The organism is Amycolatopsis sp. NBC_00345 (assembly GCF_036116635.1).
Lineage (GTDB): Bacteria > Actinomycetota > Actinomycetes > Mycobacteriales > Pseudonocardiaceae > Amycolatopsis.
Window position 1 is genome coordinate 3194778 of the sequence record NZ_CP107995.1, and the last position, 26229, is coordinate 3221006.

A 26229-nucleotide genomic window follows, 5' to 3' on the forward strand; every position below is an offset into this window, starting at 1 on the left:
ACGGAAGGCCCGCTGCTCCGAGAGCTCCGCACCGGAGTCGTGTCCCAGCACCGTCGCCGCTTCGCCGCGGACGAGGTCGAGCAGCAGGCGGTCCTGTTCGGCGGCCGGGAGCGAACGCAGCCGGGCGGCGAACTCTCCTTCGCCGGCCCCGCCGGCGCCCTGCGCGGTCTCGGCGACTTCGGTGAGCCGCCGCACCTCGGGTACCTCGGCGAACAGCTCCGTCGGCCGCACCGAGGTGTAGACCGGGTGATACCGCGCCCAGTCGACGTCGGCGATCGCGATCGCGGTGTCGTTCTCGTCCAGCGCGCGGCGCAGGGCGGCGAGGGCGAGGGCCGGATCCATGAACTCCAGTCCGCTGCGGCGGATCTGCGCCGGGTCGACGCGGCCGAGTTCGAGGTCGTCGGCCCAGATGCCCCAGGAGACCGAGATCGCGGGCAGGCCGCGGCCCCGGCGGTTCTCCGCCAGCGCGGCCAGGTAGGCGTTGCCCGCCACGTAGGCGGCGTGCAGCCCGCTGCCCCACAGGCCGGCGGTCGAGGAGTAGAGCACGAACGCGTCGAGTTCGGTGTCGTCGAGCAGTTCGTCGAGGTGCCGGGCGCCGAGGACCTTGGCCCGGATCACCCGGGCGAAAGCGGGCAGATCGGTGGCGTCGAGCGAACTCAGCTCGATCACGGCGGCGGTGTGCACCACCGTGCGCACGGTCCGCCCGGCCTCCTTGAGCCCGGCCAGCAGCCGCGCGACCGAGTCGCGGTCGGCGACGTCGCAGGACCGCATCTCCGCGTCCGAACCCAGCTCGGTCAGCTCCGCCAGCAGTTCCGGCGCGCCGGGCGCCTCGATACCGCGGCGGCTGGTCAGCACGATGTGCTCGGCGCCCTGCGCGGCGAGCCACCGGGCGAGGTGCTTGGCGAGCGTGCCGGTGCCGCCGGTGATCAGCGTGGTCCCGCGCGGGGACCAGGTGCGCTCCGGGTCGCCGGCGCCGGCCGGGGCCGGGACCACGCGCCGGGCGAGCACGCCGGAGGAGCGGATGGCGAGCTGGTCCTCGGCGCCTCCGCCGGCCAGCAGCCCGGCCAGGCGTCCGGCGCCGCGCTCGTCGAGGGTCTCGGGCAGGTCGACGACGCCGCCCCAGCGCTGCGGGTGCTCCAGCGCGGCGGTCCAGCCGAGGCCGAGCACCTGGGCCTGCCCGGGGTTCGGCACCCGGTCGGACCGGCCGGTCGAAACCGCGCCGCGGGTGAGGCTCCACATGGGAGCGCCGAGGCCCGCGTCACCGAGCGCCTGGATCAGGGACACGGTCAGGGCCAGACCGGTGGCGAGTTCGGGGTGCGCTTCGCTCGGCTGCTCGGCGAAGGCCAGCAACGAGAGCACCCCGGAAAGGCCCTCGATGCCGGTCAGGCGCGAGGCAAGGACTTCGCGGTCCACAGCGGACTCGTCCAGCACGAGCCGTTCGGCCCGGGCGCCGTGGCCCTCCAGCAGCGCCGTGAACTCGCTGTCGTCGGTGCCTTCGGCGGTCACGACCAGCCAGGTCCCGGACAAGGCCGCCGGGGACGGGCTCTTGACCGGCTTCCACGTGGCCCGGTAGCGCCAGGAGTCCACAGTGGACTTATCCTGACGCCGGCGCCGCCACGAAGACAGCGCGGGCAGCACGGTGGCCAGCGAGGCGCCGTCGACGTCGAGGCTCGCGCTGAGCGAGTCGAAGTCCGCCTCCTCGACGGCGTTCCAGAACTCCGCGTCGGCCGCGTCCACCACCGAGGGCAGCGCCGGTTCGACGGGCACGGCGTAGAAGTTCTCGTGCTGGAAGGCGTAAGTGGGCAGGGCGACGCGCCGCGCGCCCTCGAACAGGCCCGCCCAGTCGACCCGGGCCCCGCGCACGAAGACCTCGGCGAGCGAGGTCAGGAACCGGCCCGCGCCGCCCTGGCCGCGGCGCAGGGTGCCGGCGGCGACGGCCGGAGTCCCGGCGGCTTCCGCGGTGTCCTGCACCGCGGTGGTCAGCACCGGATGCGGGCTGGACTCGACGAACACGCGGTGGCCCTGGGCCACCAGCTCGGCGATCGCGGGTTCGAACCCGACGGTCCGGCGCAGGTTGCGGTACCAGTACCCGGCGTCCATCGTCGTGGTGTCGAGCCAGTCGCCGGTCACCGTGGAGAAGAACGGGACCGCGGACTCCTGCGGCCGGACCGCCGACAGCACCGAGGCCAGCTCGGTTTCGAGCAGTTCGACCTGGGCGGAATGGGACGCGTAGTCCACCGCGATCCGGCGGACCCGGACCTCCTCGGCCGACAGCTGCTCGAACAGCGTGTCGAGCAGCCCGGGCTCACCGGAGACGACCACGGACCTCGGCCCGTTGACCGCCGCGATGGAGATTCCCTCGCCACGCCCGGCCAGCCGGGTCTCGACGTCGGCGACCGGCAGCCCGATCGACATCATGCCGCCGAGCCCGGCCAGCGTGCGGCCGATCGCCTGGCTGCGCAGGGATACGACCCGCGCACCGTCCTCAAGCGACAGTGCGCCGGACACCACCGCCGCGGCGATCTCCCCCTGAGAGTGCCCCACCACGGCGTCCGGCTCGACTCCCCGGGAACGCCACAGCGCGGCCAGGGAAACCATCACCGCCCAGGTGACGGGCTGGACCACGTCCACCCGGTCCAGCGACGGCGCGCCCTCGACCTCGTGCAGCACATCAAGCAGCGACCAGTCCACAAACAACGACAGCGCGGCCGCGCACTCCTGGAGGCGCTCGGCGAACACCGGTGATTGGCCAGCTAGCTCCGCGCCCATCCCGGCCCACTGCGAGCCCTGGCCGGGGAACACGAAGACCGTGCGGCCGTCGATGTCGGCCGTGCCGGTGACCACCTCGGCCGAGGAACCGTTGCCGCTCAACGCGGTCAGCCCGGCCAGCAGGTCGGCCTGGTCGGTGCCGAGCACCACGGCCCGGTGTTCGAACAGCGCCCGTGAGGTGACCAGCGAGTGGGCGAGGTCGGCGGGGACCAGCTCCGGTGAACTGTCCACAACGGACTTCAGCCGCCCCGCCTGCCCGCGCAGGCCGGCCGCGGACTTGCCCGACAGCACCAGCGGGACGATCCCGGCCGGCTCCGCGGGCCGGACGGCGGGCGTCTCCGCCGGGACGTGCTCGAGGATGGTGTGCGCGTTGGTGCCGCTGATCCCGAACGAGGACACCGCCGCCCGCCGCGGGCGGCCGGTCTCCGGCCACGGCGTCGCCGAGTTCAGCAGCAAGACCGTGCCGGGCGACCAGTCGATGTGCGGTGACGGGGTCGCCGAGTTCAGCGTGCCCGGCAGCACCCCGTGGTGCATCGCCATGACCATCTTGATCACGCTGGCGACCCCGGCGGCCGACTGCGTGTGCCCGATGTTCGTCTTGACCGAGCCGAGCAGCAGCGGGCCGGCCGGATCGCGGTCACGGCCGTAGGTGGCCTGCAGCGCCTGCGCCTCGATCGGGTCGCCGAGCGCGGTGCCGGTGCCGTGACCGTCCACGGCGTCGACCTCGGCCGCGGTCAGGCCGGAGTTGGCCAGCGCCTGCCGGATCACCCGCTGCTGCGACGGGCCGTTGGGCGCGGTCATGCCGTTGGACGCGCCGTCCTGGTTGATCGCCGAACCCCGCACCACGGCCAGCACCGGGTGCCCGTGGCGGCGCGCGTCGGACAGCCGCTCGACCAGCACGAGCCCGACCCCTTCGGCGAGGACCATGCCATCCGCGCCGTCGCCGAACGCCTTGGTGCGGCCGTCGGCGGCGAGCGCGCGCTGGCGGCTGAAGGCGACGAACGGCCCGGGGTTGGCCATCACGTGCGCGCCGCCGGCCAGCGCGAGCGAGCTTTCGCCGTTGCGCAGCGACTGGCAGGCCAGGTGCAGGGCGACCAGCGAGGACGAGCAGGCGGTGTCGACGGTGACGGCCGGGCCTTCCAGCCCGAACAGGTAGGCCACCCGGCCGGACAGCACGCTGGGACTGGTGCCGGTGACCATCATGCCTTCGGAGCCGCCGAGGTCGGCCCCGGCGCCGTAGTCCTGATAGCTGGCGCCGATGAACGTGCCGGTGAGGCTGCCGTGGACGGTACCGGGATCGATCCCCGCCCGCTCGAACACCTCCCACGCCGACTCCAGCAGGAGCCGCTGCTGCGGGTCCATCGCGAGCGCCTCACGCGGCGAGATCCCGAAGAATCCCGGGTCGAACTCGGCCGCCTGGTGCAGGAAGCCGCCCTGGGTGGTGTAGGTGCCGCCGGGCCGGTCCGGGTCCGGGTCGTACAGGCCCTCGCCGTCCCAGCCGCGGTCGGCCGGGAAGTCGGTGACGGCCTCGGCGCCCTGGGCGACGAGGTCCCAGAGCTGCTCCGGCGACCCGACGCCACCGGGGAAGCGGCAGCTCATGCCGATGATGGCGATGGGGTCGTCGTCCACCGCGGTCCCAGTGGCCACCGGGACAAGGTCGTCGGGACGGCCGAGCACCTCGGTGCGCAGGAACGCGGCGAGCGCGCCCGGGTTCGGGTAGTCGAAGGCCAAGGTGGCCGGCAGGTTCAGGCCGGTCGTCTTGGCCAGCCGTTTGCGCAGTTCGACCGCGGTCATCGAGTCGAATCCGGCGTCGCGGAACGACTGGCGCTCGGTGACCGCCTCGGCGGAGGCGTGGCCGAGCACGACGGCGGCTTCCGCGCGGACGAGGTCGAGCACCAGCCGTCGCTGGTCGTCTTCGGCCAGGCCCCGCAGGCGTGCGGCGAACTCGGACCCGCCGCCGCCGTCCGGCCCGGAGCCGAGGGCCGCGCGGGCTTCGGGCAGGTCGCCGAGCAGCGGGCTGGGCCGCAGCGAGGTGAAGATCGGGAAGTAGCGCTCCCAGTCGACGTCGGCGACGGTCACCGTCACGTCCTGCTGCACCACCGCGCGGCGCAGCTCCGCGATCGCGGGCCCGGGGCTGAGGAACGCGAGGCCGCGGCGCGCGAGATCGCCGGAGACGGCGTCGTCGGCAGCCATTCCGGCCTCCGCCCACGGCCCCCAGGCGATCGACGTCGCGGTCAGGCCCCGGGCGCGCCGCTGTCCGGCGAGCGCGTCGAGGTAGGCGTTGCCCGCGCCGTACGCGCTCTGGCCACCACTGCCCCACACCCCCGCGATGGAGGAGAACAGCACGAAGAAGCCGAGCTCGGTGTCAGCGAGCAGGGCGTCGAGGTTGACCGCGCCGGACACCTTCGCCGACATGATCCCGGCGAACGCGTCCATGCCGGTCTCGTGGATCGGGGACGCCTGCCCGGTGCCGGCCGCGTGCACCACACCGGTGAGCGGGTACCCGTCCGGGACCCGCGCCAGTACCTCCGCCAGCGCGTCGCGATCGGCGACGTCGCAGGAAACGATGTCGACCCGCGCGCCGAGTGCTTCCAGCTCGGTGCGCAGTCCGTCCGCGCCGGGCGCGTCCGGGCCGCGACGGCTGGTCAGGATCAGGTTTCCGGCGCCGCTGCGGGCCAGCCAGCGGGCGACCTCGGCGCCGAGCGCCCCGGTGCCGCCGGTGACCAGCACGCTGCCGGAGGCGGTGAACTCGCCGGGCAGTTCGTCGACGGGGTAGCGCGCGAGCCGCCGCCCGGAGGCCCCGGCGGACCGCACGGCGACCTGGTCCTCACCGTCGAGCCCGGCGAGGACGGTGGCCAGGGTCCGGGCGGCGGGCTCGTCGAGGGTGGCCGGCAGGTCGATCAGGCCGCCCCACTGCCGCGGGTACTCCAGTGCCGCCACGCGGCCGAGCCCCCACACCGCGGCCTGGGCCGGGCTGGTGACCGGGTCCCAGTGGCCGGTCGAGACCGCGCCGCCGGTCAAGGTCCACAGTGGAGCGTCGAGCCCGGCCTCGCCCACCGCCTGGATCAGCGCGACGGTCAGGGCCAGTCCGACGGACAGCACCGGGCCGGCGGCGTACTCCCGCTCGTCCGAGGCGAGCAGCGAGACGATTCCTGCGAACTGATCCCCGGCATCAGCGAGCCGCGCGGCGAGCACGGTCCGGTCGGCACAGGATTCGTCGAGCGTGACCCGGCGAACGGTCGCACCATGCCCGGCAAGCGCGGCTTCGACAGCGTCGGCGCCATCGTTCTCGGCGGTGGTCACGAGCAGCCAGGTGCCGCTCAACGTCGGGGAATCCGGCAGGCGCAACGGCTTCCACTCGACGCGGTAGCGCCACGAGTCGAGCAGCGAGCGTTCCTGCCGTCCGTGGCGCCACGACGTCAGCGCCGGAAGCAGCGAGCCGAGTGAGGAGAACTGCTCCTCACGCAGACCCAGCAGGGCGGCGAGCTGTTCGGCGTCGCCGCGCTCGACGGCAGCCCACAACCGCTCGTCGGCCGGGTCGGCGGCGGTGGGCAGCGGCACGGTCTCGGGCCAGTAGAATTCGTGCTGGAAGGCGTAAGTCGGCAGGCCCACCCAGCGCGCGCCGGTGCCCTCGAAGAACGCGGGCCAGCCGACGGCCACGCCGCGCACGTGGAGCCGGGCCAGCGCGCCGGTGATCGCCGCCTCCTCGGGACGGTCACCACGCAGGGCCGGGATGGCTTCGGCGGCCGGTTCGGCAGTGTCCCCGGAATCCCCGGCGAGGATGTCCTCGGCCATCGCCGAGAGCACGCCGTCGGGTCCGAGTTCGAAGAAGGTGGTCAGGCCCGAATCGCGCAGGGTCCGCACCCCGTCGGCGAACCGGACCGTGCCGCGGACGTGCTCGACCCAGTAGTCCGCGAAGCAGACCTGCTCCGCGGTGGCGAACCCGCCGGTGAGGTTGGAGATCAGCGGGAGCACGGGTTCGGCGTAAGTGAGGGTCTGCGCCACCGCGCGGAACTCGTCGAGCATCGCGTCCATGTGCGGCGAATGGAAGGCATGGCTCACCCGCAGGCGCTTGATCTTGCGGCCCAGCCCGCTGAAGTGCTCCGCGATCGCGGCGGCCGCGGCTTCGTCGCCGGCGACGACGACCGAGGCCGGCCCGTTGACCGCGGCGAGGGAAACCCCGTCGGTCAGGAGCGGGGTGACCTCGTCCTCGGTGGCCTGCAAGGAGATCATCGCCGCGGCTTCGGACGGGAGCGCGTCCATCAGCCTCGCGCGAGCGGTCACCAATGTGCAGGCGTCGGCCAGGGAAAACACTCCGGCGACGTGCGCCGCGGCCAGTTCGCCGATCGAGTGCCCGGCGACCGCGGCCGGCTTGACCCCCCAGGACTCGACCAGCCGGAACAGCGCGACTTCGAGCGCGAACAGCGCGGGCTGGGTGTACCCGGTCCGGTCCAGCAGCCCGGCCTCGGCGGTGCCGGCGTCGGCGAACAGGATCTCGCGCAGGGGCCGGTCGAGCCCGGCGTCGAGCTGCGTGACGACCTCGTCGAGCGCCTCGGCGAACACCGGGAACCGCTCCGCCAGCTCACGCCCCATGCCGGGACGCTGGCTGCCCTGCCCGGCGAAGAGCATCGCCGCCTTGGCCCCGCCGCCGCTCTCGCCCTCGGCCAGGCCAGGCGCCGGGGCGTCGCCGGCGAGCGCGCCCAGCGCGGCCAGCAGTTCGGCGCGGTCCGCGCCGACCACCGCCGCACGGCGGTCGAAGGCCGAACGCGTGGTGGCCAGTGACAGCGCGACGTCGGCGGGAGTCAGGCCGGGGTCCGACTCCACGAATGCCTTCAGCGCGGCGGCCTGCGCGCGCAGCGCCGCCCGGGTCCGGCCGGACACCAGCCACGGTACAACCTGGCCTGCCCCCGCCCCCGCCCCCGCCCCGGGCTCGGCCACGGCGGTCACCACGACCGGGGCCGGGGCGGGCGCCTGCTCGATGATCGTGTGGGCGTTGGTGCCGCTGATCCCGAACGACGAGATCCCCGCGCGGCGCGGGCGGCCGGTGGCCGGCCACTCGGTCTCCTCGGCGAGCAGCTCGACCGCGCCGGCTGTCCAGTCCACTTCGGACGAAGGCCGCGCGGCGTGCAGGGTCCGCGGGAGCACGCCGTGGCGCATCGCCATGACCATCTTGATCACCCCGGCGACCCCGGCCGCGGCCTGGGTGTGGCCGAGGTTGGACTTCACCGAGCCCAGCAGCAGCGGACGGTCCTCGTCGCGGTCCCGGCCGTAGGTGGCGAGCAGGGCCTGGGCTTCGATCGGGTCGCCGAGCCTGGTCCCGGTGCCGTGGGCCTCGACGACGTCGACGTCCGATGTGGACAGACCGGCGCCCGCCAGCGCCTGCCGGATGACCCGCTGCTGAGAGGGGCCGTTGGGGGCGGTGAGGCCGTTGGACGCGCCGTCGGAGTTGACCGCGGACCCGCGGACGACGGCGAGCACCTCGTGCCCGTTGCGCCGCGCGTCGGAAAGCCGCTCCAGCACCAGGATGCCGACGCCCTCGGACCAGCCGACGCCGTCCGCGGTGTCGGAGAAGGACTTGCAGCGGCCGTCGGGGGAAAGTCCGCGCTGGCGCGCGAATTCGATGAGTGAGGCGGGCGTGGACATGACCGTCACCCCGCCGGCCAGCGCGAGCGAGCACTCCCCCGCCCGCAGCGCCTGCATCGCCCAGTGCATCGCGACGAGCGACGACGAGCACGCGGTGTCGACCGTGACCGCGGGACCCTCCAGGCCGAGGGTGTAGGAGACCCGCCCCGAAGCCACGCTCGGCGCGGTCCCGCTGCCCTGGAAACCCTCGAAGTCGCCACCGGCGAGGACCGCGCCGTAGTCGTTGTACATCACGCCGGCGAACACCCCGGTCCGGCTGCCGCGCAGCGAGACCGGGTCGATCCCGGCGCGCTCGACGGCCTCCCACGAGGCCTCCAGCAGCAACCGCTGCTGCGAGTCCGTCGACATCGCTTCACGCGGGCTCATGCCGAAGAAGGCCGGGTCGAACTCGCCCGCGTCGTGCAGGAAGCCACCGGCCCGGGTGTAGGTCGTGCCCGGGTGGTCCGGGTCGGGGTCGTACAGCCCGTCCAGGTCCCAGCCGCGGTTGACCGGGAAGCCTGAAATGGCGTCGGCGCCTTCGCGGACGAGCCGCCACAGGTCCTCCGGCGAACCGACGCCACCGGGATAGCGGCAGCTCATGCCGACGATGACCACGGGGTCGTCACCGGCCGAGGCGCGCGAGGGAGCTTCGGCGGGCACTGCTTCGGAGTCCATCAGCTCACCGAGCACGTGCGCGGCCAGCGCGTTCGCGGTCGGGTAGTCGAAGATCACCGTGGCCGAGGTGCGCAGCCCGGTGACGCGGCTGAGCCGGTTGCGCAGTTCGACCGCGGTGAGCGAGTCGAAACCGAGATCGGTGAACGCCCGCGCGGGGTCGACGGACTCGCTCCCGGCGTGCCCGAGCGTCGCGGCGACCTCGGCGCGCACCAGGTCCAGCACGGTGTCCGCGCGGTCCGCCCCGTCGAGCCGGAGCAGCCGCTGCACCAGCCCGGTCGCCACCGAGGCGCCGGAGGCCCCGGCGATCACCGAGCGGCGCGCCGAGGTCCTGACCAGCCCCCGCAGCAGGTGCGGGACCTCGCCGAGCGCGCGCAGCGCGGCCAGGTCGAGCCGGACCGGCAGCACCAGCGCCTCCGGTGCCGAAACCGCCGCGTCGAACAGTTCGATCCCCTGCTCGACGGTGATCGGCGGGGTGCCCGCACGGGCCAGCCGGTCGAGGTCGGCTTCGGTAAGGCCGCTCGTCATGCCGCCTTCCCCGGCTCCGCCCCACGGCCCCCAGGCGAGCGACGATCCGGGAAGGCCTTCCGCCCGGCGGCGGCGGGCGAGCGCGTCGACGAACGCGTTGGCCGCAGCGTAGTTCGCCTGCCCGGCGGCACCGAACGTGCCGGCCACCGAGGAGAAGGCGACGAACGCGGTCAGCGGGAGCACCCGGGTGAGTTCGTGCAGGTTCCAGAGCGCGTCGACTTTCGGCGTGAGCACGGCGTCCAGGCGCTCGGGAGTCAACGAGGACACGACACCGTCGTCGAGCACCCCGGCGGTGTGCACGATCCCGCGCAGCGGGTGCTCGACCGGGATCAGCGCCAGCGCCTCCGCGAGCGCGCCGCGGTCGGCGACGTCGCAGGCGGAGACGGTGACCTCGGCCCCCTGCTCGGCGAGTTCGGCGACCAGTTCCGTGGCGCCTTCCGCCGCCAGGCCCCGGCGGCTGAGCACCAGCAGGTGCCGGACGCCGTGCCCGGTGACCAGGTGCCGGGCGAACACCCCGCCCAGACCGCTGAGACCACCGGTGAGCAGCACGGTTCCGTCCGTGCTCCACACCGGTTCTTGCGGTGTGGTACGGGAAACGCGCGTGAGCCGTCCCTGCAGCAGCACACCGTCGCGGATGACGAGCTGAGGTTCGGCCACCACGAGCGCGGGGACGAGCCCGGTGACCGACGCTGCCGCCGGGTCGAGGTCGAGCAGCCCGAAGCGGCCGGGGTGCTCGTTCTGGGCCGCCCGGACCAGGCCCCAGACCGTGGCCGCCGGGAGGTCACCGCCTTCGGCGCCGCGGGTGACGAAAACCAGCCGGGATCCGGCCGCCCGCTCGTCGGCCAGCCAGCTCTGAACCTGGGCCAGCGCTTCGGCCGCCAGCCGGTGCGCCGCGGCGGCGACATCTTCGTCCGGGTCGCCGTGCACCGGGGTCAGGACGATCTCGGGGACGGCATCACCGGGCCAGTTCGGGCCGGACTGGGCCTCGGCACCGGATTCGCGGATCGCCGCGGCCAGGCCGAAAACGTCCTCGCCGAGCACTCCGATCGACCCAGTCACGGCCCCGCGGGTGGTGCGGACCTTCTTCCAGCCGACGGTGAACAGCGAGTCCCGCCCGATCGCGGCGGTCGCCCCGGCGCCGGTCACCGCGCGCAGCACGAGCGAGTCGATCGACGCGATCGGCTGACCGTCGGTGTCGGCGACCGAAATGGCGACGGCGTCCTCGGCGGTCTTGGTGATCTTCACCCGGGCGGCCGCGGCGCCGGTCGCGTGGAGCGCGGCACCCTCCCAGGAGAACGGGAGCCCGCCCTCGCCCAGATCGGCGAAGACCACGGCGTGCAGGGCGGAGTCGAGCAGCGCGGGGTGGAGGCCGAACGCCTCGGCGTCGGCGCCCTCGGGCAGCCGCAGCTCGGCGAAGACGTCGTCGCCGCGCCGCCAGGCGGCGGTGAGACCCCGGAACGCCGGGCCGTACTCGAAGCCGCCGTCGGCCAGGCGGTCGTAGTGCCCGTCGAGGTCGAGGGCTTCCGCACCGGCGGGCGGCCATTCGGCGAAGTCCACATCGGACACCGGATCGGCCGCGCCCGCGTCCTCACCGGCGGCGAGGGTCCCGGCCGCGTGCTGGGTCCAGGGCAGGTCGGTGCCGGTGTCCGCGCTGTCGGGGCGGGAGTAGAGGCTCAGCGAGCGCCGGCCGTTCCCGTCGGGCGGGCCGACCCACACCTGGACCTGGACACCGCCCTCGGCCGGCAGGACGAGCGGCGAGGCGAGGGTGAGCTCCTCGACGCGGTCGCAGCCGACCTCGTCACCGGCGCGGACGGCCAGCTCCAGGAACGCCGTGCCGGGGAGCAGGAGGGCACCGTGGACGGCGTGGTCGGCCAGCCACGGGTGCGATTGCGGCGACAGCCGCCCGGTCAGCAGGAAACCGTCCGAGCCGGCCAGTGCGACGGCCGCGGTGAGCAGCGGGTGCCGGGCCGCGCCGAGCCCGGCCGCGCGGAGGTCGGCGGCTTCGGTGAACATCGCCTTCGGCCAGAAGCGGCGCCGCTGGAACGCGTAGGTCGGCAGGTCGACGCGGCGGGCGCCGGTCCCGGCGAAGAAGGCGTCCCAATGGATCCGGACGCCGTGGACGTGCAGGTTCCCGGCCGCCGCCGCGATCGCGTCGGCCTCGGGCCGGTCCGCCCGCAGCGCCGGGAACGCGACGGCCCCGTCGGCGTCTTCGAGCGAGCTCTCGGCCATGGCGGACAGCACACCGCCGGGCCCGAGCTCCAGGAACACCCCGGCCCCGTGCTCGCGCAGCCAGCCGACGCTGCCGGCGAACCGGACGGCGTGCCGGACGTGCCCGGCCCAGTAGTCCGGCGCGGTCGCCTGCTCGGCGGTCAGCGGCTCACCGGTCGAAGTGGACACGACCGGGATCAGCGGCGCCTGCGGGGAAAGCCCCGCGACCACCGCGCGGAACTCGTCGAGCATCGCGTCCATGTGCGGCGAGTGGAAGGCGTGCGACACCCGCAGCTTCTTGGTCCGGCGGCCGAGCGCCCTGAAATGCGCCGCGATCTCTTCGACCGCGTCGCCGTCCCCGGCGACGACGACCGCGGCCGGGCCGTTGACCGCGGCGAGGGAGACCTGGTCCTCCTTGCCTTCCAGTAACGGCAGGAGCTCGGCCTCCGTGGCCTGCACCGACACCATCGAGCCCGTGGCGGGCAGCGCCTGCATCAGCCGGCCCCGGGCGGCGACCAGCGAGGCGGCGTCTTCGAGCGAGAACACCCCGGCGACGTGGGCGGCGGCGAGTTCCCCGATCGAGTGCCCGGTCAGGAAGTCCGCCTTGACGCCCCAGGATTCCATCAACCGGAACAGGGCGACCTCGACGGCGAACAACGCCGGCTGCGCGTACTCGGTGCGCTCCAGCGTCTCGGCGTGCTCGCCCCACATGACGTCCTTCAGCGGACGCTCGAGGTGGACGTCGAGCGCGGCGGCCACTGCGTCCAGCGCGGCGGCGAACGCGGGGAACCGGGCGTGCAGTTCCCGGCCCATGCCGAGCCGCTGCGAGCCCTGGCCGGTGAACAGGAACGCGAGTTTCGGCCGGCCCTGGACGGTTCCCCGGGTCAGGCCGGGCGCGGACGCGTCACCGGCGAGCGCCGTCAGCCCCGCGATCGCGGTGTCACGATCAGCGGCGCCGAGGACGGCGCGGTGCTCGAACCCGACGCGCGAAGTCGCCAGGGAGAACGCGAGGTCGCCCAGCCCGACGCCAGGGTTCTCCTCCACAAAGGACAGCAGCGTGCGGGCCTGTGCCCGGAGGGCCTCGGCGGTCTTGCCCGAGACGGGCAGCGGGACCACTCCGAGTTCGGCCCGCCGAGCGTCCTGCGGGGCCGGCTCGGCCGGCGGCGCCTGCTCGATCAGGGTGTGCGCGTTGGTGCCGCTGATCCCGAACGAGGAGATGCCGGCGCGGCGCGGCCGCCCGGTCTCCGGCCACTCGACGGGCTCGGTCAGCAGCTCGACGGCACCGGCGGTCCAGTCCACATGCGACGAAGGAGTGCCGGCGTTCAGCGTGCGCGGGACCACGCCGTGGCGGATCGCCAGCACCATCTTGATCACCCCCGCCACCCCGGCGGCGGCCTGGGTGTGGCTGAGGTTCGACTTGACCGAGCCCAGCAGCAGCGGGGCGCCCCCGTCGCGGTCGCGGCCGTACGTCGCCAGCAGCGCCTGCGCCTCCACCGGGTCGCCCAGCGTCGTGCCGGTGCCGTGGGCCTCGACGACGTCGACCTCGCGGGCCGAGAGCCGCGCGTTGACCAGGGCCTGTTCGATCACCCGCTGCTGCGACGGGCCGTTGGGGGCGGTGAGGCCGTTGGACGCGCCGTCCTGGTTGACCGCCGAACCGCGGACCACCGCGAGCACCTCGTGCCCGTTGCGGCGCGCGTCGGACAGTTTTTCCAGCACCAGGACGCCGACGCCCTCCGACCAGCCGGTGCCGTCGGCGTCGTCGGAGAAGGACCGGCAGTGCCCGTCGACGGCGAGGCCGCCCTGGCGGTTCATCTCGATGAAGGTGGCGGGGCTGGACATCACGGTGACGCCGCCGGCCAGCGCCAGCGAGCACTCCCCCGCGCGCAGCGACTGGGCGGCGAGGTGCATGGCGACCAAGGACGAGGAGCACGCCGTGTCGACCGTGACCGCGGGGCCGACGATGCCGAAGGTGTAGGACAGGCGGCCGGACATGACGCTGGTGGTGCTTCCGGTCAGCTGGAAGCCTTCGACGCCCTCCCCCGGCCCGACGCGGTAGTCCTGTGCCATGGCGCCGACGAACACCCCGGTCCGGGTGCCGCGGACGACGGCGGGGTCGATCCCGGCGCGTTCGAAGGCCTCCCAGGCGGTTTCGAGCAGCACCCGCTGCTGGGGGTCCATCGCCAGCGCTTCCCGCGGGGAGATGCCGAAGAAGTCGGCGTCGAATTCGGTGGCACCGCTCAGGAAGCCGCCGGCGTCGTCGGCGGGCGCGAGGGACGCGCCGGTGCCCCGGAGTTCTTCGAGGTCCCAGCCGCGGTCGACCGGGAAGCCCGAGATGCCGTCTTCACCGGCGGAGACCAAACGCCACAGGTCTTCGGGGCTCGAGACGTTCCCGGGGAAGCGGCAGCTCATGCCGACGATGGCGATCGGCTCGGTCGCGGCCTCCTCGAGTTCGGTCACCCGCTGCCGCGACCGCTGGAGGTCGGCGCTCGCCCGCTTGAGGTAGTCCCGGAGCTTCTGTTCGTTGTCCATACAGCTCAACCCATCTCAGCCGCAGTCGGGCGAATCCGTGCCCGCGTCGCACATCGCATGCCGGTCCCGGCACAGCAAAGAAGCCACGTATCCGGTGCGGGGCCGGCTACCAGACCCCGGCCGGCGAAAGGTCGCCGAACTCCAGTTCGCGCGAGGCCTGGCGCAGATCGGACTCCACCATCATGCGCATCAGCTCGGCGAAGTCGATCGAAGGCTTCCAGCCCAGTTCCCGGCGGGCGAGGCTGAAGTCCGCGCACAGCGTCTCGACCTCGGCGGGGCGCACCAGCGACGGATCGACGACCACGTAGTCCTCCCAGTCGAGGTCCACACAGCCGAACGCGATCCGCACCGCGTCGCGCACCGAGTTCATCACGCCGGTCCCGATCACGTAGTCGCCCGGCTCGTCCTGCTGGAGCATCAGGTGCATCGCGCGGACGTAGTCGCCGGCGAAACCCCAGTCGCGGATCGCGTCGAGGTTCCCGAGATACAGCTTCTCCTGCAGCCCCAGCTTGATCTGGGCCACCGCCAGGGAGATCTTCCGCGTCACGAACTCGGCGCCGCGGCGCGGGGACTCGTGGTTGAACAACATCCCGGAGACGCCGTAGACGCCGTAGGACTCGCGGTAGTTGCGGGTGATGTAGTGCCCGTACGCCTTCGCGACCCCATACGGGCTGCGCGGGTGGAAAGTGGTCGTCTCGCACTGCGGCGTCTCGAACACCTTGCCGAACATCTCGGAGGAGGACGCCTGGTAGAAGCGGATCTGGCCGGTGGTGCTGGGCCGCGAGGCGACCGACAGCCCGCTCACCATCCGGATCGCTTCGAGCATGCGCAGCACGCCCATGCCGTTGACCTCGGTGACCAGCTCGGCCTGCTCCCAGGACATCGGCACGAACGAGATGGCGCCCAGGTTGTACACCTCGTCGGGCTGGATCTTGTCGACGGCCGAGACCAGGCTGGCCTGGTCCATCAGGTCACCGTTGACGAAGTTGAGCTCCGAGGCGAGTTTGCTGACCCGGGATTTCCGCGGGTTCGCCTGGCCCCGGATAAGGCCCCAGACCTGATAGCCCTGCGAAAGCAGGTGCTCGGCCATGTATGAGCCGTCCTGACCGGTGATACCGGTGATCAATGCGCGCCTGGACATACCAGACTCCTTTTCTCCACCACTGACGAATGGTCCTGAACGCGGCGTCGCACCATTGTGGAAAATCCGGGACCGCCCGACGACAGTCGCAGGACCGCCGGAAGGGTGTCAACGAATTGCCGAGATGCTAAGAGATCTCCGAGACTTCGCGAGTCCGAACTCCACCGCGGCCACGGCCGTGCCGTCGGCGTCCGGCGCGGCCACCACCCGGCCGTCGCGGTCGACGATCACCGTGCCCTCGGCCCACGGCCGGGTGCCGGCGCGGTCGCAGCAGGCCACGAAGAACCGGTTGGTGCGGGCGGCGGCCCTCGCGATCATCGTTCCCGCAGAGGGCGCGCCGGGAAGCGGCCAGTCGCCCGGCACCGCGAGTAAGTCCGCGCCGGCCAGCGCCACCAGCCCGGTCAGCTGAGGGAATTCGAGGTCGTGGCCGACGAGCACGCCCAGTCTTCCCGCCGCGGTCGGCACCACCGGCGGCGGCTCCGATCCCGCGGTGAAGAACCGCTTCTCGGCATTCGACAGGTGAGCCTTGCGGTACACCGCGAAGCCGCCGTCGGCGTCCATGACCGCCGCGCTGTTGTACAGCCGGCCGTGCTCGCCACGCTCGCAGAAGCCGACCACGGCCACCGCGGCCGAGCCCCACAGCGCCACGGAACCCAGGGCGAAGACCTCGCCCGCGGTGAGCGCCGCCGAGGCCGCCTCCCGGCCGGACTCGAAGACGTGACCCGAGGTGGCCAGCTCCGGCAGGACGATCACGTCCGCGCCCGCGTCGGCGGCCGAGGACAGCGTGTCGGCCACCCGCTCGCAATTGCCACGGAGATCTCCGGCGGCCGGGGCGAGCCGGTGGCAGCTCACCCGCACCGCGCTCATTCGGCTATCCGCGTCTGCCCGCACCATTGGAACACGGGAAATCGATAACCGTCGATCTCGGCGGTTTCACCGCTGTGCGCGAAATGCTCGTATCCGGAGGCGAACGACACTTTCACCGTCTCGGCCAGGTCACCGACCTCCCGGACGCGAGCGGTTTCGCCCAAGTCCTCCGGACCACCGGCGAGCACGACCCTGAGTCTGGACATGGCGGACTTCCTTCCGATTCACCCGAGGAGACCGGGAATATGACGCACTTCACAGTAGGTAGGCCCGACTACGGATTCCCTTAGTCTCGACCGGACCGCGCTCAGCGAATCGCAGCGCGCATCTACGGGTAACCCGGGAATTTCGCTGTTACGCGGGCTGGCCCCGTGACACCGTTTCTCGCATGCTCGCCCCGTGCCGCCCACCCACCGAACCCGCCGCGGGGAGACCATTCATGACCGCGCTCCTGCCCGACCGGACCACCAGCCGGCAGCCGATGATCGAAGCGATCGGCGTCTCCAAGTCGTTCGGGCCGGTGTGCGCGCTGGATTCGGTGACGCTCTCCGTGCCCCGGGGCACGGTCCTCGGCCTGCTGGGGCACAACGGCGCCGGCAAGACCACGCTCGTCAACATCCTCACCGCGATGACGCCGCCGAGTTCGGGAACCGCCCGCGTCGCCGGGTTCGACGTGGTCCGGCAGCCGCGCCGGATGCGTGAGGTCATCGGCCTCACCGGCCAGTACGCCTCGGTGGACGAGCTGCTGAGCGGGCGCGACAACCTCGTCCTGATCGCCCGGCTGCTCGGCGCCGGCCGCAAGGCCGCCAAACAGCGCGCCGACGCCCTGCTCGAGGTCTTCGACCTGACCGGGGCCGCCCGGCGGCCGGCCAAGACGTACTCCGGGGGGATGCGGCGGCGCCTCGACCTCGCGGTGTGCCTCGTCGGCAGCCCCGACGTGATCTTCCTCGACGAGCCCACCACCGGTCTCGACCCGTCGAGCCGGATCAACCTCTGGGAGATCGTCGAGACCCTCGTCGGTGAAGGCACCACGGTCCTGCTCACGACCCAGTACCTCGACGAAGCCGACCGGCTCGCCGACACGATCGCGGTGCTCTCCGGCGGATCGGTGGTCGCCTCCGGCCCCGCCGCCGAGCTCAAGGCCCAGGTCGGCGAGCGGTCGGTCACCGTCACCCTCGAACCCGGCAGCGACCCGCACATCGCCTGTGCGGCACTGCGGCGGGCGGGGATGGCACCCACCATCGGGCCGGGCGAGCTCAGCGTCACCGCGCCGGTCCGGGCCTCGAAGGACCTCGCGGCCGTGATCCGGGCTCTCGACGACGAAGGGCTGGAAGCCGCCGAACTCGCCTTCAAGGAACCGACCCTGGACGACGTTTACCTGGCGCTGGCCACCAAACCCGTCCGCCAGCCGGCCTGAGACCGTGGAGCAGCCCATGACTTCGACCCTCGCCCGCGCCCAGGGGACCACCACCGCGGCCCGGTGGCCCGGCAGCTCACTGTGGTCCCAGATCTTCATCCTCACCCAGCGCTCGCTGGCCGCGGTCGTCCGCGACCCCCAGATCGTCCTCTTCGGACTCCTGCAACCGGTCGTCATGCTGTTCCTGCTCACCCCGGTGTTCGCCAACCTCGGTTCCGCGCCCCACTTCCCGCACGGGATCACCTACATCGACTACCTGGTCCCGGCGATCCTGGTGGACAACGCGGTGCAGTCCTCGTTGCAGAGCGGGGTCGGGCTCGTGGAGGACCTCAAGAACGGCATCGTGCTGCGGCTGCGGTCCCTGCCGATCCGACCGGCCTCGATGCTGTTCGCCCGCAGCCTTTCGGACCTGGCCCGCGGCGCGGTCCAGGTGGTCGTCATCCTGCTGATCTCGCTGACGGTGCTCGGCTATTCCCCCGACGGCGGTCTCACCGGCATGGTGGGCTCGGTGCTCGTCGCACTGATGGTCGGCTGGGCGTTCGGCTGGGTCTTCCTGGCGTTCGGAACCTGGTTGCGCCGCGCCGAGCCGATGCAGAACATCAGCTTCATCGCGCTCTTCCCGCTCATGTTCGCTTCGAGCGCCTACGTCCCGGTCGCCGACCTCCCGACGTGGCTCCAGATCCTCGCCAAGATCAACCCGCTGACCTACGCGGTGGACGCCACCCGCACCATCGCGCTGGGCATCGGCGACACCACGGCCCTGCTGCCCGCGATCCTGATCTGCGGCGTGATCACCGTCGGCGGGATCATCCTCGCCATCGTCGGCTTCCGGCGCCCGCTGTAACCCGCCGCGGTGGTCTCAGATCCCCTGCCACAGCAAGAAATCGGGCTGAACCGGTGATCCGGTTCAGCCCGATTCCGTGCCCGGGTCAGCTCCGCTTGGCGTGTCCGGCCAGCTCGGCGACGTGCCGGACGGTGGCGTCGCGGATGATCTCCGGCATCCGCACGGTGAAGTCACGCTCCCCGGCCGGCCCGACGACCTGCCGGGCCACCATCGCCACCATCGTGATCAGCGAAACCGAGTCCCCGCCCATCCGGTGGAAGTCGCTCGCGCCCTCGATCGTCTCCGTGCCGACCCCGAGGACCTGCGACCAGATCTTGGCGACCGCGCCCTCCACGTCGTCGAGCGGGCCCCGGCTCGCCGCCGCCGGGGTTTCCCCGGTGGCAAAGGGATCCGGCAGCGCGGCGACCGAGACCTTGCCGTTGACCGACCGCGGGATCTCGTCCACCTCCAGCAGCACCGCCGGCACCATGTAGTGCGGCAGCCGCTTTTCCAGGTACTCCAACAGGTCCGGCAGCTCGACGTCCTCGACCGTCAGCAGGTAACCGCACAACGCCTTGTCCTTGCCACCCGGCCGGGACCGGGCCACCACGACCGCGCTCGCGACGGCCGGGTGCGTCTCGAGCGTCTGCGCGATCTCCGCCGGTTCGATCCGGTGGCCGTGCAGCTTGAGCTGGTCGTCGATCCGCCCGCAGAACTCGACCGCCCCGGATTCCAAGCGCCGCGCGAGGTCACCGGTGCGGTAGACGCGGCGGCCGTCGGCCAGCCGCACGAACCGCCGGCGTGTGAGGTCGGGCCGCCCGCGGTAACCCCGGGCGAGCTGGACGCCGCCGATGTACAGCTCGCCGGTCTCACCCGGCTCGACGAACTGCCGGTCCGGTGAGAGCAGGTGGAAGGTGACGCCGTCCAGTGGTTCGCCGATCGGCACGGCGGCGCCGGTGTCGCGCGCGAGGTCGAAGAAGTGGTGGCTGACGCCGATCGTCGCTTCGGCCGGACCGTAGAGGTTGATGATCCGGCACCGCGGGCCGAACAGCTCCTGGGCGCGGACGGCCACCGAGCGGGGGAACTGCTCGCCGATGACGATCAGGGTCCGCACGTCGCGCGGTTCGAGGTCGAGCCGGGTGATCAGGTCCAGATGGGACGGGGTCAGCGAAAGCATGGTGGCGCCGTTGTCCAGTACCTCCTGGATCGCGACGTGGCTGAGCTCGTCCTTCATCAGCAACAGCGTGCCGCCGACCAGGAACGGCAGGATCAGCGAGATCTCGGCGACGTCGAACGAGAGCGAGCAGAGCAGCGGCAGGCGCGTCGAGGAGTCGATCCCGTGCTCCCGCACCGCCCAGCTCGCGTAGTTGCTCAGGCTGCGGTGCTCGATCTCGACGCCCTTGGGCTTGCCCGTCGACCCCGAGGTGTAGACGACGTAAGCGAGGTCGCCGGGTTCAGGCGAGGGGTGGACCTCGTCCGGCTCCGAGAACTCCGCGGAGAAAGGCAGGTCGTCCAGCACGATCTTCGCGCAGCCGGCCGGCAGGAGGTCCCGGCCGTCCTGCGGCTTCCCGACCAGGCAGACCGGCGACCGGGCGTCGTCGAGCAGGGTGCGGATCCGGCCGTCGGGGTGTTTCGTGTCCATCGGCAGGTAAGCCGCGCCGGCCAGCAGCACGCCCCAGGCCCCGGCGACCGCGGCGATCGTGCGGTCGGCCAGCAGCCCGACCACGGTGTCACGCCCGATCCCGCGGGCCCGCAGCGCACCGGCGACCACCCGGGCCCGGCGCGCCAGCTCGGCGTAGGTGAACTCACCTTCCGGGCCACTGACGGCGATCGCGCCGGGCGTCGCCTCGACCTGCGCGCGGAACCGGTCGACCACCCCCTGGTCCGCGGCCAGTTCGCCGGGCTTCGCCGGCGGCACCGGGTGGATCTCGCTGTACGCACGGTTTTCGGCGGGTGACAGCGTTTCGCAGAGGTCGTCGAGCAGGGCGTCGGCGCGCTCGCCGATCCCGGGCCCGTCCCACCACGCCAGGGTCAGCTCGGTGCGTCCGTCCATTTCGCACAGGACGATGCTCTGCGGGCTGGCCGGCTCCCGGCTCTCCAGCAGGTACGCCCCCGAGGCTTCGAAGGCGTCCGTGGTGAAGGCCGCGGGATCGAGCCGCCCGAGGTTGTTCACGTTGGCCAGCCCGGTCAGCCGGTCCCGGCGCCGCGCCCGGCGGTCGGCGGTCCGGATCACCAGGTTCAGCAGCGGCAGCGGAGCACGCAGGACCTCCGCGCCGGGAGCGGGCACCGCGCCCCGGCGCTCGGACAGCACGGTGAGCAGCTGCCGGTAGGTCTCTTCCCAGTGCTGCCCGGCGGGAATGTCGAGGGCGACGGTCAGCGACAGGTTCGAGGTCGACCGTTCGGTCAGGACCTCGGGGTGGAACGGGCGCAGGTCGACCGGGAAGCTGACCGTCGCGGCCGGCATCCCCGAGTTCCCGGCGATCCGGGTCGCCACCCGGGCGGCCAGCGCGGCGGCGGTGCCGTCGACCGTCCGGCGGCGCCAGAGCAGGTCGCGGGCGCGCGGTTTGCCGGGCATGCCGAGCAACGACGGCGTGGTGAACTCCTGTTCCGCGGCCTCGGCCTCGGTGCGGAGCGGGTCGTCGAGGTCGCCGATGGTGACCTCGGAGCGTGCGCCGACCGGTTCTTCACCCCGCAACGCCCGGAAGACGTCGGCCACCCAGAGCAGCAGCCCGCGGGCGTCCATCACGATGTGGGCGGCCCGGAAGACCACTGTGGACGGTTCACCGTCGAACAGCAGTACGTCGCAGTTCGCGCCCGACGGGTGCGGCAGCGCGGTCCGCAGATCGGGTACCTCGTGCAGCGCGGACGGGACGAGGGCGCGGCCACGCACCAGTTCGACGGGCGGGGTGACCCCGCTGTCCACCCACCTCGTGCGGTCGCGCCGAAGCCGGGAACCCGGGCAGGCCGCCGAAGCCACCGCCACCGCGGCCCGCAGCTCCGCGACGTCGATACCGCCGATGCCTTCGACGCAGAACGTCATCACCGGCGCGATCGGCTTCGGGAACGCCAGGTACCACCGCTCGAACGGCACCACCGGGCGGCTGAACGGGGCCTGCCGGCGTTCGGGTCTTTCCCTGTTGTCATTCATCCGACTGTCAACTCCTCGGTCTCTGAGGTGCAGTCCGCGGCCGGACGGCGCCGATCGACGCGACGCTCGCGCGCGCCCGGCAACTATGTGCCCGGACCTACTGTGCTTCTCACCAAAGTCGTCGCACCGGGCCGCCGATACTGGCCGTTTCCCCAGAGCTTCGGCCGCGCACACTGCAGCCGGCCCGGTGCCACGCAAGACGGTGCCACGCAAGACAAGGCGGGCCCCGAACCATCTTCCGATGGCCCGGGGCCCGCCTTTTCGGGCGACCCGCTGGGGGACGGGTCGGCTCTGGGGCCTAGCCGGAGACGCGGCCGGGCTCGATGGTCACCTTGATGGCCTCACCGCTGCTGACGATCTGGATCGCGTCGAGGACGCCGTCCAGGGGCAGTCGATGGGTGATCAGGTCGTCGACCGGGACCGCGCCGGTGGCGATGAGCTCGAGGGCCTGCTTGTTGTGGTCCGGGCTGGAGCCGTTGGCACCGACGATGGTCAGCTCCCGGTAGTGCACCAGGTTCGAATCGCACGCGATGATCGGGTTGTCCTTCGGCAGGCCGCCGAAGAAGCTGATGCGCCCGCCGCGCGCGGCCATCTTGAGGCCGTCTTCCTGCGCCTGGCCCGAGGCCGCAGCCGTGATGACGACATCGGCTCCGCGGCCTTCGGTCAGCCGCAGCACCTCTTCGACCGGGTCGAGCTCGGAGCCGCAGATGGCCGCGTCGGGCTTGACCAGGTCGGCCGCCATTTCGAGCCGGGACTTGGTGAGCTCGACGAGGTAGACCGTGTCGGCACCACGGGCGCGGGCCAGCCGGGCGTGCAGGCAGCCGATCGGGCCGGCGCCGATCACGACCACGACGTCGCCGTCACCGACGCCCGCCAATGTCTGTCCATTGAGGACACAGGCGAACGGCTCCGCGACGGAGGCCTCGGCGTAGCTCAGGGTCCCAGGGATCCGGTTGACCCCGTCGACCTCCAGGACGTTCCGCGGGATGATCATGTACTCGGCGAAGCCGCCGTCGAAGTGGTAGCCCATGGAGAGCTGGTGGGGGCACACGGTCATCCGGCCGCGCCGGCATTCGGCGCAGGCGCCGCAGGGGATCGCGGCGATGACCTGGACGCGGGCGCCTTCCTCCCAGCCGGTGACGCCTTCGCCGGCCTCGACGACCTCGCCGGCGATCTCGTGGCCGATCACGCGCGGCGGGTCGATGTGGTGGTGGCCGTGGCGGAAGATCTTCAGGTCGGTCCCGCAGGTCGAGGTGTTGTGCACCCGGATCTTCAGCTCGCCGGCCTTCGGTGAGGGCTCCGGCGCCTCTTCGATGCGGATGTCCCCCGGTGCGTAAAAGCGCGCAACCTTCACTGATCTGACTCCTCACCCGTCGACTGGAGAATGCGGATCACCGTCTCGGTGTCCTTCGCTTCGCGGAGCTGGGCGGCGCGTCCGGCGTCCAGCAGGACCCGGGCGAGCGACGAGAGGATGCCCACCTGCTCGTTGCCGGACGCGGCGATCCCGACGCACATCCGCACGTCGTGACCGCCCCAGTCCACGCCTTCGGGGAATTGCAGCACGACCAGCGAGGTACGCCGGACGTACTTCCGGGCTTCGCCGGTGCCGTGCGGGATCGCGACGCCCTCGCCGATGAACGTCGAGACCGACCGCTCGCGCACGTGCATGGCGGGCAGGTAGCCCGCCTCCACGGCGCCGATGTCGAGCAGCGCCCGGCCGACCTGGACGACGGCGTCGGACCGGCTCGCCGCCGTCTGCCCGAGCCGGACGCCGGCGGCGTCCAGCAGCGAGGTCTCAGCCGGCAAGGGACCCACCGTCCCGGATGGCCGCCTCGACCTGGTCGAACACCGGGTCGCCGAGGAAGCTCTGGAAGCCCAGGATCACCGCGTCCGCGGCGCCCTTGCGCGCGCTGGCGACCAGGAAGTCCTGGCACAGCACCAGCGCGGCGTCGCCGGGGATCTCGTTGACCGGTGTGTGCTCGACCTTGACCCGGTACGGCTTGAGCCGCTTCGCGAGCTGGGCCGCGACCATCACACTGCTGCCCATCCCGGCGTCGCAGGCGATGATGACCTTCTTGATGTCGGATCCTTGAATCGTGTTCATCGGCTCACTCCTCGTGGGTTCGGACGGTCCTTCACGCTCACGCGGGCACTGGCCCGCCGCCGGCCACCTGCGTCTCCTTCTCGGACTTCTCCTTGCCCTGGCCGAACTTCAGCAGCGCCGATGCGACGGCGAAGGACACCACCGCGGCGATCACCACCCCGAGGATCACACCGGCGTAGTTGCCGCTCGGGGTCAGCGCCAGGATGGCGATGATGCTGCCCGGCGACGGCGTGGCGGCCAGGCCGGCACCGGTGACGCTGAAGACCAGGACACCGGAGGCGCCGCCGGCGATCGCCGCGAGCACGAGCCGCGGCTGGGCCAGCACGTACGGGAAGTAGATCTCGTGGATCCCGCCGAAGAACTGGATGACGGCGGCGGCGGGCGCGGTGGCGCGGGCGGCCCTGGTGCCGCCGAACAGCGTGATCGCCAGCAGGATGCCCACGCCGGGGCCGGGGTTCGGCTCGATCAGGAACTCGACGGCCTTGCCGGCGTGCGCGGCCTGCGAGATCCCCAGCGGGCCCAGGATGCCGTGGTTGACCGCGTTGTTGAGGAAGAGGATCTTCGCGGGCTCGACGATGACCGACACCAGGGGCAGCAGGTGCGCGTTGATCAGGGCCTGCACCCCGTGGCCGAGGCCCGTGGTGATCGACTGCACGACCGGGCCGATGCCCAGCAGGCCGAGGACGGCCATCAGCCCGCCGATGATGCCGGCGCTGAAGTTGTCCACCAGCATCTTGAAGGCCGGGGCGGTGCGGTGGCCGATGTTCTGGTCGAACAGCTTGAGCAGATAGCCGGCCAGCGGGCCGACGATCATCGCCCCGAGGAACATCGGGATCGACGCGCCCACCGCGATCCCGATCGTCGCGACGGCACCGACCACGGCACCGCGCTGACCGTGGACGAGCCGTCCGCCGGTGTACCCGATCAGCACCGGCAGCAGGTAGTTGATCGTCGGGTCGACGAGCTGCGCGATGTGCGCGTTCGGCGTCCACCCGGACGGGATGAACAGGGCGGTGATCAGGCCCCACGCGATGAACGCGCCGATGTTGGGCATGACCATCCCGGCGAGCTTGCCGCCGAACCGCTGCACCGCCACTCGCGTCTGGTTCGACTTCGTCGGTGCGACATCCGTCTTCGTCATCATTGACACTTCCCAGCGTTCAGTTCGGGTGATCTGCGTCAGTGCCGTCCCGCGGGCGAGGCGGCGGCGTGAGACCGGACGCGGCCGGCTGGTGGCCAGCTGACGCGCCCCGGGTGAACCGTGAAGGCGCTCTGAAGGTCTTCGTCGGCGGAGCGGCCGCCGCTGAGCGAGGTCTCTCGCGGATCGCGTGCTCCCAGCCCGGTCGCTCGTGCACGTGGGCCGGATGGGACCGCACGTCGTCCGGGCCGGGCATCAGGCTGCCGGGCAGCGAAACGGCCGCGGCTCCCCAGGCGACCCCGGCCCGGAGCGCGCTCACGCCTTCCCCACCGGCGGAAAGGAACCCGGCGAGCATCGCGTCCCCGGCGCCGACCGTGCTGCGCGCGTCGGCCGGGGCTTCGGCGTGCCAGACCCCGCCGGCTTCGACGAGTACCGCGCCCTTGCCGCCGAGGCTGGCCAGCACGGCGCCGGCACCGAGCATCCGGAGCTCCCGGGCGGCGCCGACCACGTCGCGCAGTGTCCACAATGGCCGGCCGACCGCTTCCTCGAGCTCCTCGAGGTTCGGTTTGACCAGGGTGGGGCCGGCTTCCACCGCGGCCCGCAACGCGGGCCCGCTGGTGTCGACGACGACCTTCGCGCCGCTCGGGCCGAGCAGGCCGATCAAGCGCGCGTAGAAGTCGTCGGCCACGCCCGGGGGAAGACTGCCCGCGACCACCACCCACGAGGCGTCGGAAACGTTGTCCAGCACGGCATCGCAGAACGCCTGGGCTTCTCCCGCGCTGAGCCGCGCGCCGGCCTCGTTGAGCTTGGTCACGGTCGCGTCCGGTTCGATGACGCTGATGTTGCTGCGGACCGGGCCCAGCGCCGGCACCCGGACCACGTCGATGCGGTACTCGCCGAGCAGCGTGAGGAGGCGCTCGCCTTCGGCTCCGCCGGCCGGCACCACGGCGCGCGCCTCGAATCCGTTGCGCACCAGCGCTCTTGCCACATTGATGCCCTTGCCGCCGGGGTGCAGGTACACCGCGGACACCCGATGGAGGCGGCCCCGGACCAGCTCGGGGACCTCGACGGTCCGGTCGACGCTCGGGTTCGCCGTCACGGTTACGAACACATCCACCACCTTTTGCCTGAGCGGGCGCCGTGTGGTCCGGCGCTCCGCGTCGTGGGCTCCGGATCGGACGCCCGGCAGGCGGCTCGACACTGAGCCATATTGGCTTTGGGTGATTTTGCCTGTGTTCATGTTGTGTTGCAACAACCTTCGCG

Annotated in this window: 12 protein-coding genes (1 of these 12 cut by a window edge); 2 read left to right on the plus strand and 10 right to left on the minus strand. The window is 72.4% G+C overall.

Features of this window, described 5'->3' with window-relative positions; all coding sequences use genetic code 11:
• From OG943_RS14005 to OG943_RS14020, 4 genes are all read right to left on the minus strand, one after another.
• A protein-coding gene (locus OG943_RS14005; protein ID WP_328610186.1) for a type I polyketide synthase crosses the window boundary here: on the minus strand, nucleotides 1-14328 show its 5' portion. It extends 13875 nt beyond the left edge of the window; only the first 14328 of its 28203 coding nucleotides appear in the window; its start codon is at nucleotides 14326-14328; its stop codon lies off the left edge, out of view.
• Between the two features lie 106 nt (nucleotides 14329-14434).
• Nucleotides 14435-15469: a GDP-mannose 4,6-dehydratase gene (locus OG943_RS14010; RefSeq protein WP_328610187.1), complete on the minus strand. Its 1035-nt coding sequence runs from the start codon at nucleotides 15467-15469 to the stop codon at nucleotides 14435-14437.
• Between the two features lie 108 nt (nucleotides 15470-15577).
• Complete coding sequence (locus tag OG943_RS14015; RefSeq protein ID WP_328610188.1) at nucleotides 15578-16336, minus strand: nitrilase-related carbon-nitrogen hydrolase; 759 nt, start codon at nucleotides 16334-16336, stop codon at nucleotides 15578-15580.
• Complete coding sequence (locus OG943_RS14020) at nucleotides 16333-16524, minus strand: DUF5988 family protein (protein WP_328610189.1); 192 nt, start codon at nucleotides 16522-16524, stop codon at nucleotides 16333-16335. The genes OG943_RS14015 and OG943_RS14020 overlap by 4 nt, the downstream gene beginning before the upstream one ends.
• Before the next feature lie 251 nt (nucleotides 16525-16775).
• Here OG943_RS14020 and OG943_RS14025 point away from each other — a divergent pair, with 251 nt between their 5' ends.
• Together OG943_RS14025 and OG943_RS14030 are read left to right on the plus strand one after the other, a co-directional pair.
• Nucleotides 16776-17753 (plus strand): ATP-binding cassette domain-containing protein, encoded by a 978-nt coding sequence (locus OG943_RS14025; RefSeq protein WP_328610190.1) that lies wholly within the window; start codon nucleotides 16776-16778, stop codon nucleotides 17751-17753.
• Nucleotides 17754-17769: 16 nt separating this feature from the next.
• Complete coding sequence (locus OG943_RS14030; RefSeq protein WP_328610191.1) at nucleotides 17770-18597, plus strand: ABC transporter permease; 828 nt, start codon at nucleotides 17770-17772, stop codon at nucleotides 18595-18597.
• A gap of 85 nt (nucleotides 18598-18682) precedes the next feature.
• On the opposite strand, the gene OG943_RS14035 is transcribed toward OG943_RS14030, so the two are convergent.
• The 6 genes from OG943_RS14035 to pfkB all read right to left on the minus strand — a co-directional run bounded on the left by OG943_RS14035 (nucleotide 18683) and on the right by pfkB (nucleotide 26077).
• The gene (locus OG943_RS14035) at nucleotides 18683-21724 is read right to left on the minus strand and encodes a non-ribosomal peptide synthetase (protein ID WP_328610192.1); all 3042 of its coding nucleotides are present in this window, start codon (nucleotides 21722-21724) and stop codon (nucleotides 18683-18685) included.
• A 298-nt stretch (nucleotides 21725-22022) separates the two neighbouring features.
• Nucleotides 22023-23078 carry a zinc-dependent dehydrogenase gene (locus tag OG943_RS14040; RefSeq protein ID WP_328610193.1) on the minus strand — a complete coding sequence of 352 codons (1056 nt, stop codon included), beginning with the start codon at nucleotides 23076-23078 and terminating at the stop codon, nucleotides 22023-22025.
• The gene (locus tag OG943_RS14045) at nucleotides 23075-23539 is read right to left on the minus strand and encodes a PTS sugar transporter subunit IIA (RefSeq protein WP_442874716.1); all 465 of its coding nucleotides are present in this window, start codon (nucleotides 23537-23539) and stop codon (nucleotides 23075-23077) included. Before OG943_RS14045 ends, OG943_RS14040 begins: the two co-directional genes overlap by 4 nt.
• Nucleotides 23520-23828, minus strand: a complete 309-nt coding sequence (locus OG943_RS14050) for a PTS lactose transporter subunit IIB (RefSeq protein ID WP_328610195.1) — start codon at nucleotides 23826-23828, stop codon at nucleotides 23520-23522. The genes OG943_RS14045 and OG943_RS14050 overlap by 20 nt, the downstream gene beginning before the upstream one ends.
• A gap of 37 nt (nucleotides 23829-23865) precedes the next feature.
• Complete coding sequence (locus OG943_RS14055; protein ID WP_328610196.1) at nucleotides 23866-24969, minus strand: PTS mannitol transporter subunit IICB; 1104 nt, start codon at nucleotides 24967-24969, stop codon at nucleotides 23866-23868.
• A gap of 19 nt (nucleotides 24970-24988) precedes the next feature.
• Nucleotides 24989-26077 carry a 1-phosphofructokinase gene (pfkB, locus tag OG943_RS14060; RefSeq protein WP_328610197.1) on the minus strand — a complete coding sequence of 363 codons (1089 nt, stop codon included), beginning with the start codon at nucleotides 26075-26077 and terminating at the stop codon, nucleotides 24989-24991.
• Nucleotides 26078-26229 lie beyond the last annotated feature (152 nt).

Excerpts from the sequence above, each read along its gene's own strand:
- OG943_RS14030 (WP_328610191.1), top strand. The coding sequence starts at position 17,770 with ATGACTTCGACCCTCGCCCGCGCCCAGGGGACCACCACCGCGGCCCGG.
- OG943_RS14010 (WP_328610187.1), bottom strand. The coding sequence starts at position 15,469 with ATGTCCAGGCGCGCATTGATCACCGGTATCACCGGTCAGGACGGCTCA.
- OG943_RS14035 (WP_328610192.1), bottom strand. The coding sequence starts at position 21,724 with ATGAATGACAACAGGGAAAGACCCGAACGCCGGCAGGCCCCGTTCAGC.
- OG943_RS14025 (WP_328610190.1), top strand. The coding sequence starts at position 16,776 with ATGACCGCGCTCCTGCCCGACCGGACCACCAGCCGGCAGCCGATGATC.
- OG943_RS14015 (WP_328610188.1), bottom strand. The coding sequence starts at position 16,336 with ATGAGCGCGGTGCGGGTGAGCTGCCACCGGCTCGCCCCGGCCGCCGGA.
- OG943_RS14050 (WP_328610195.1), bottom strand. The coding sequence starts at position 23,828 with ATGAACACGATTCAAGGATCCGACATCAAGAAGGTCATCATCGCCTGC.
- OG943_RS14055 (WP_328610196.1), bottom strand. The coding sequence starts at position 24,969 with ATGACGAAGACGGATGTCGCACCGACGAAGTCGAACCAGACGCGAGTG.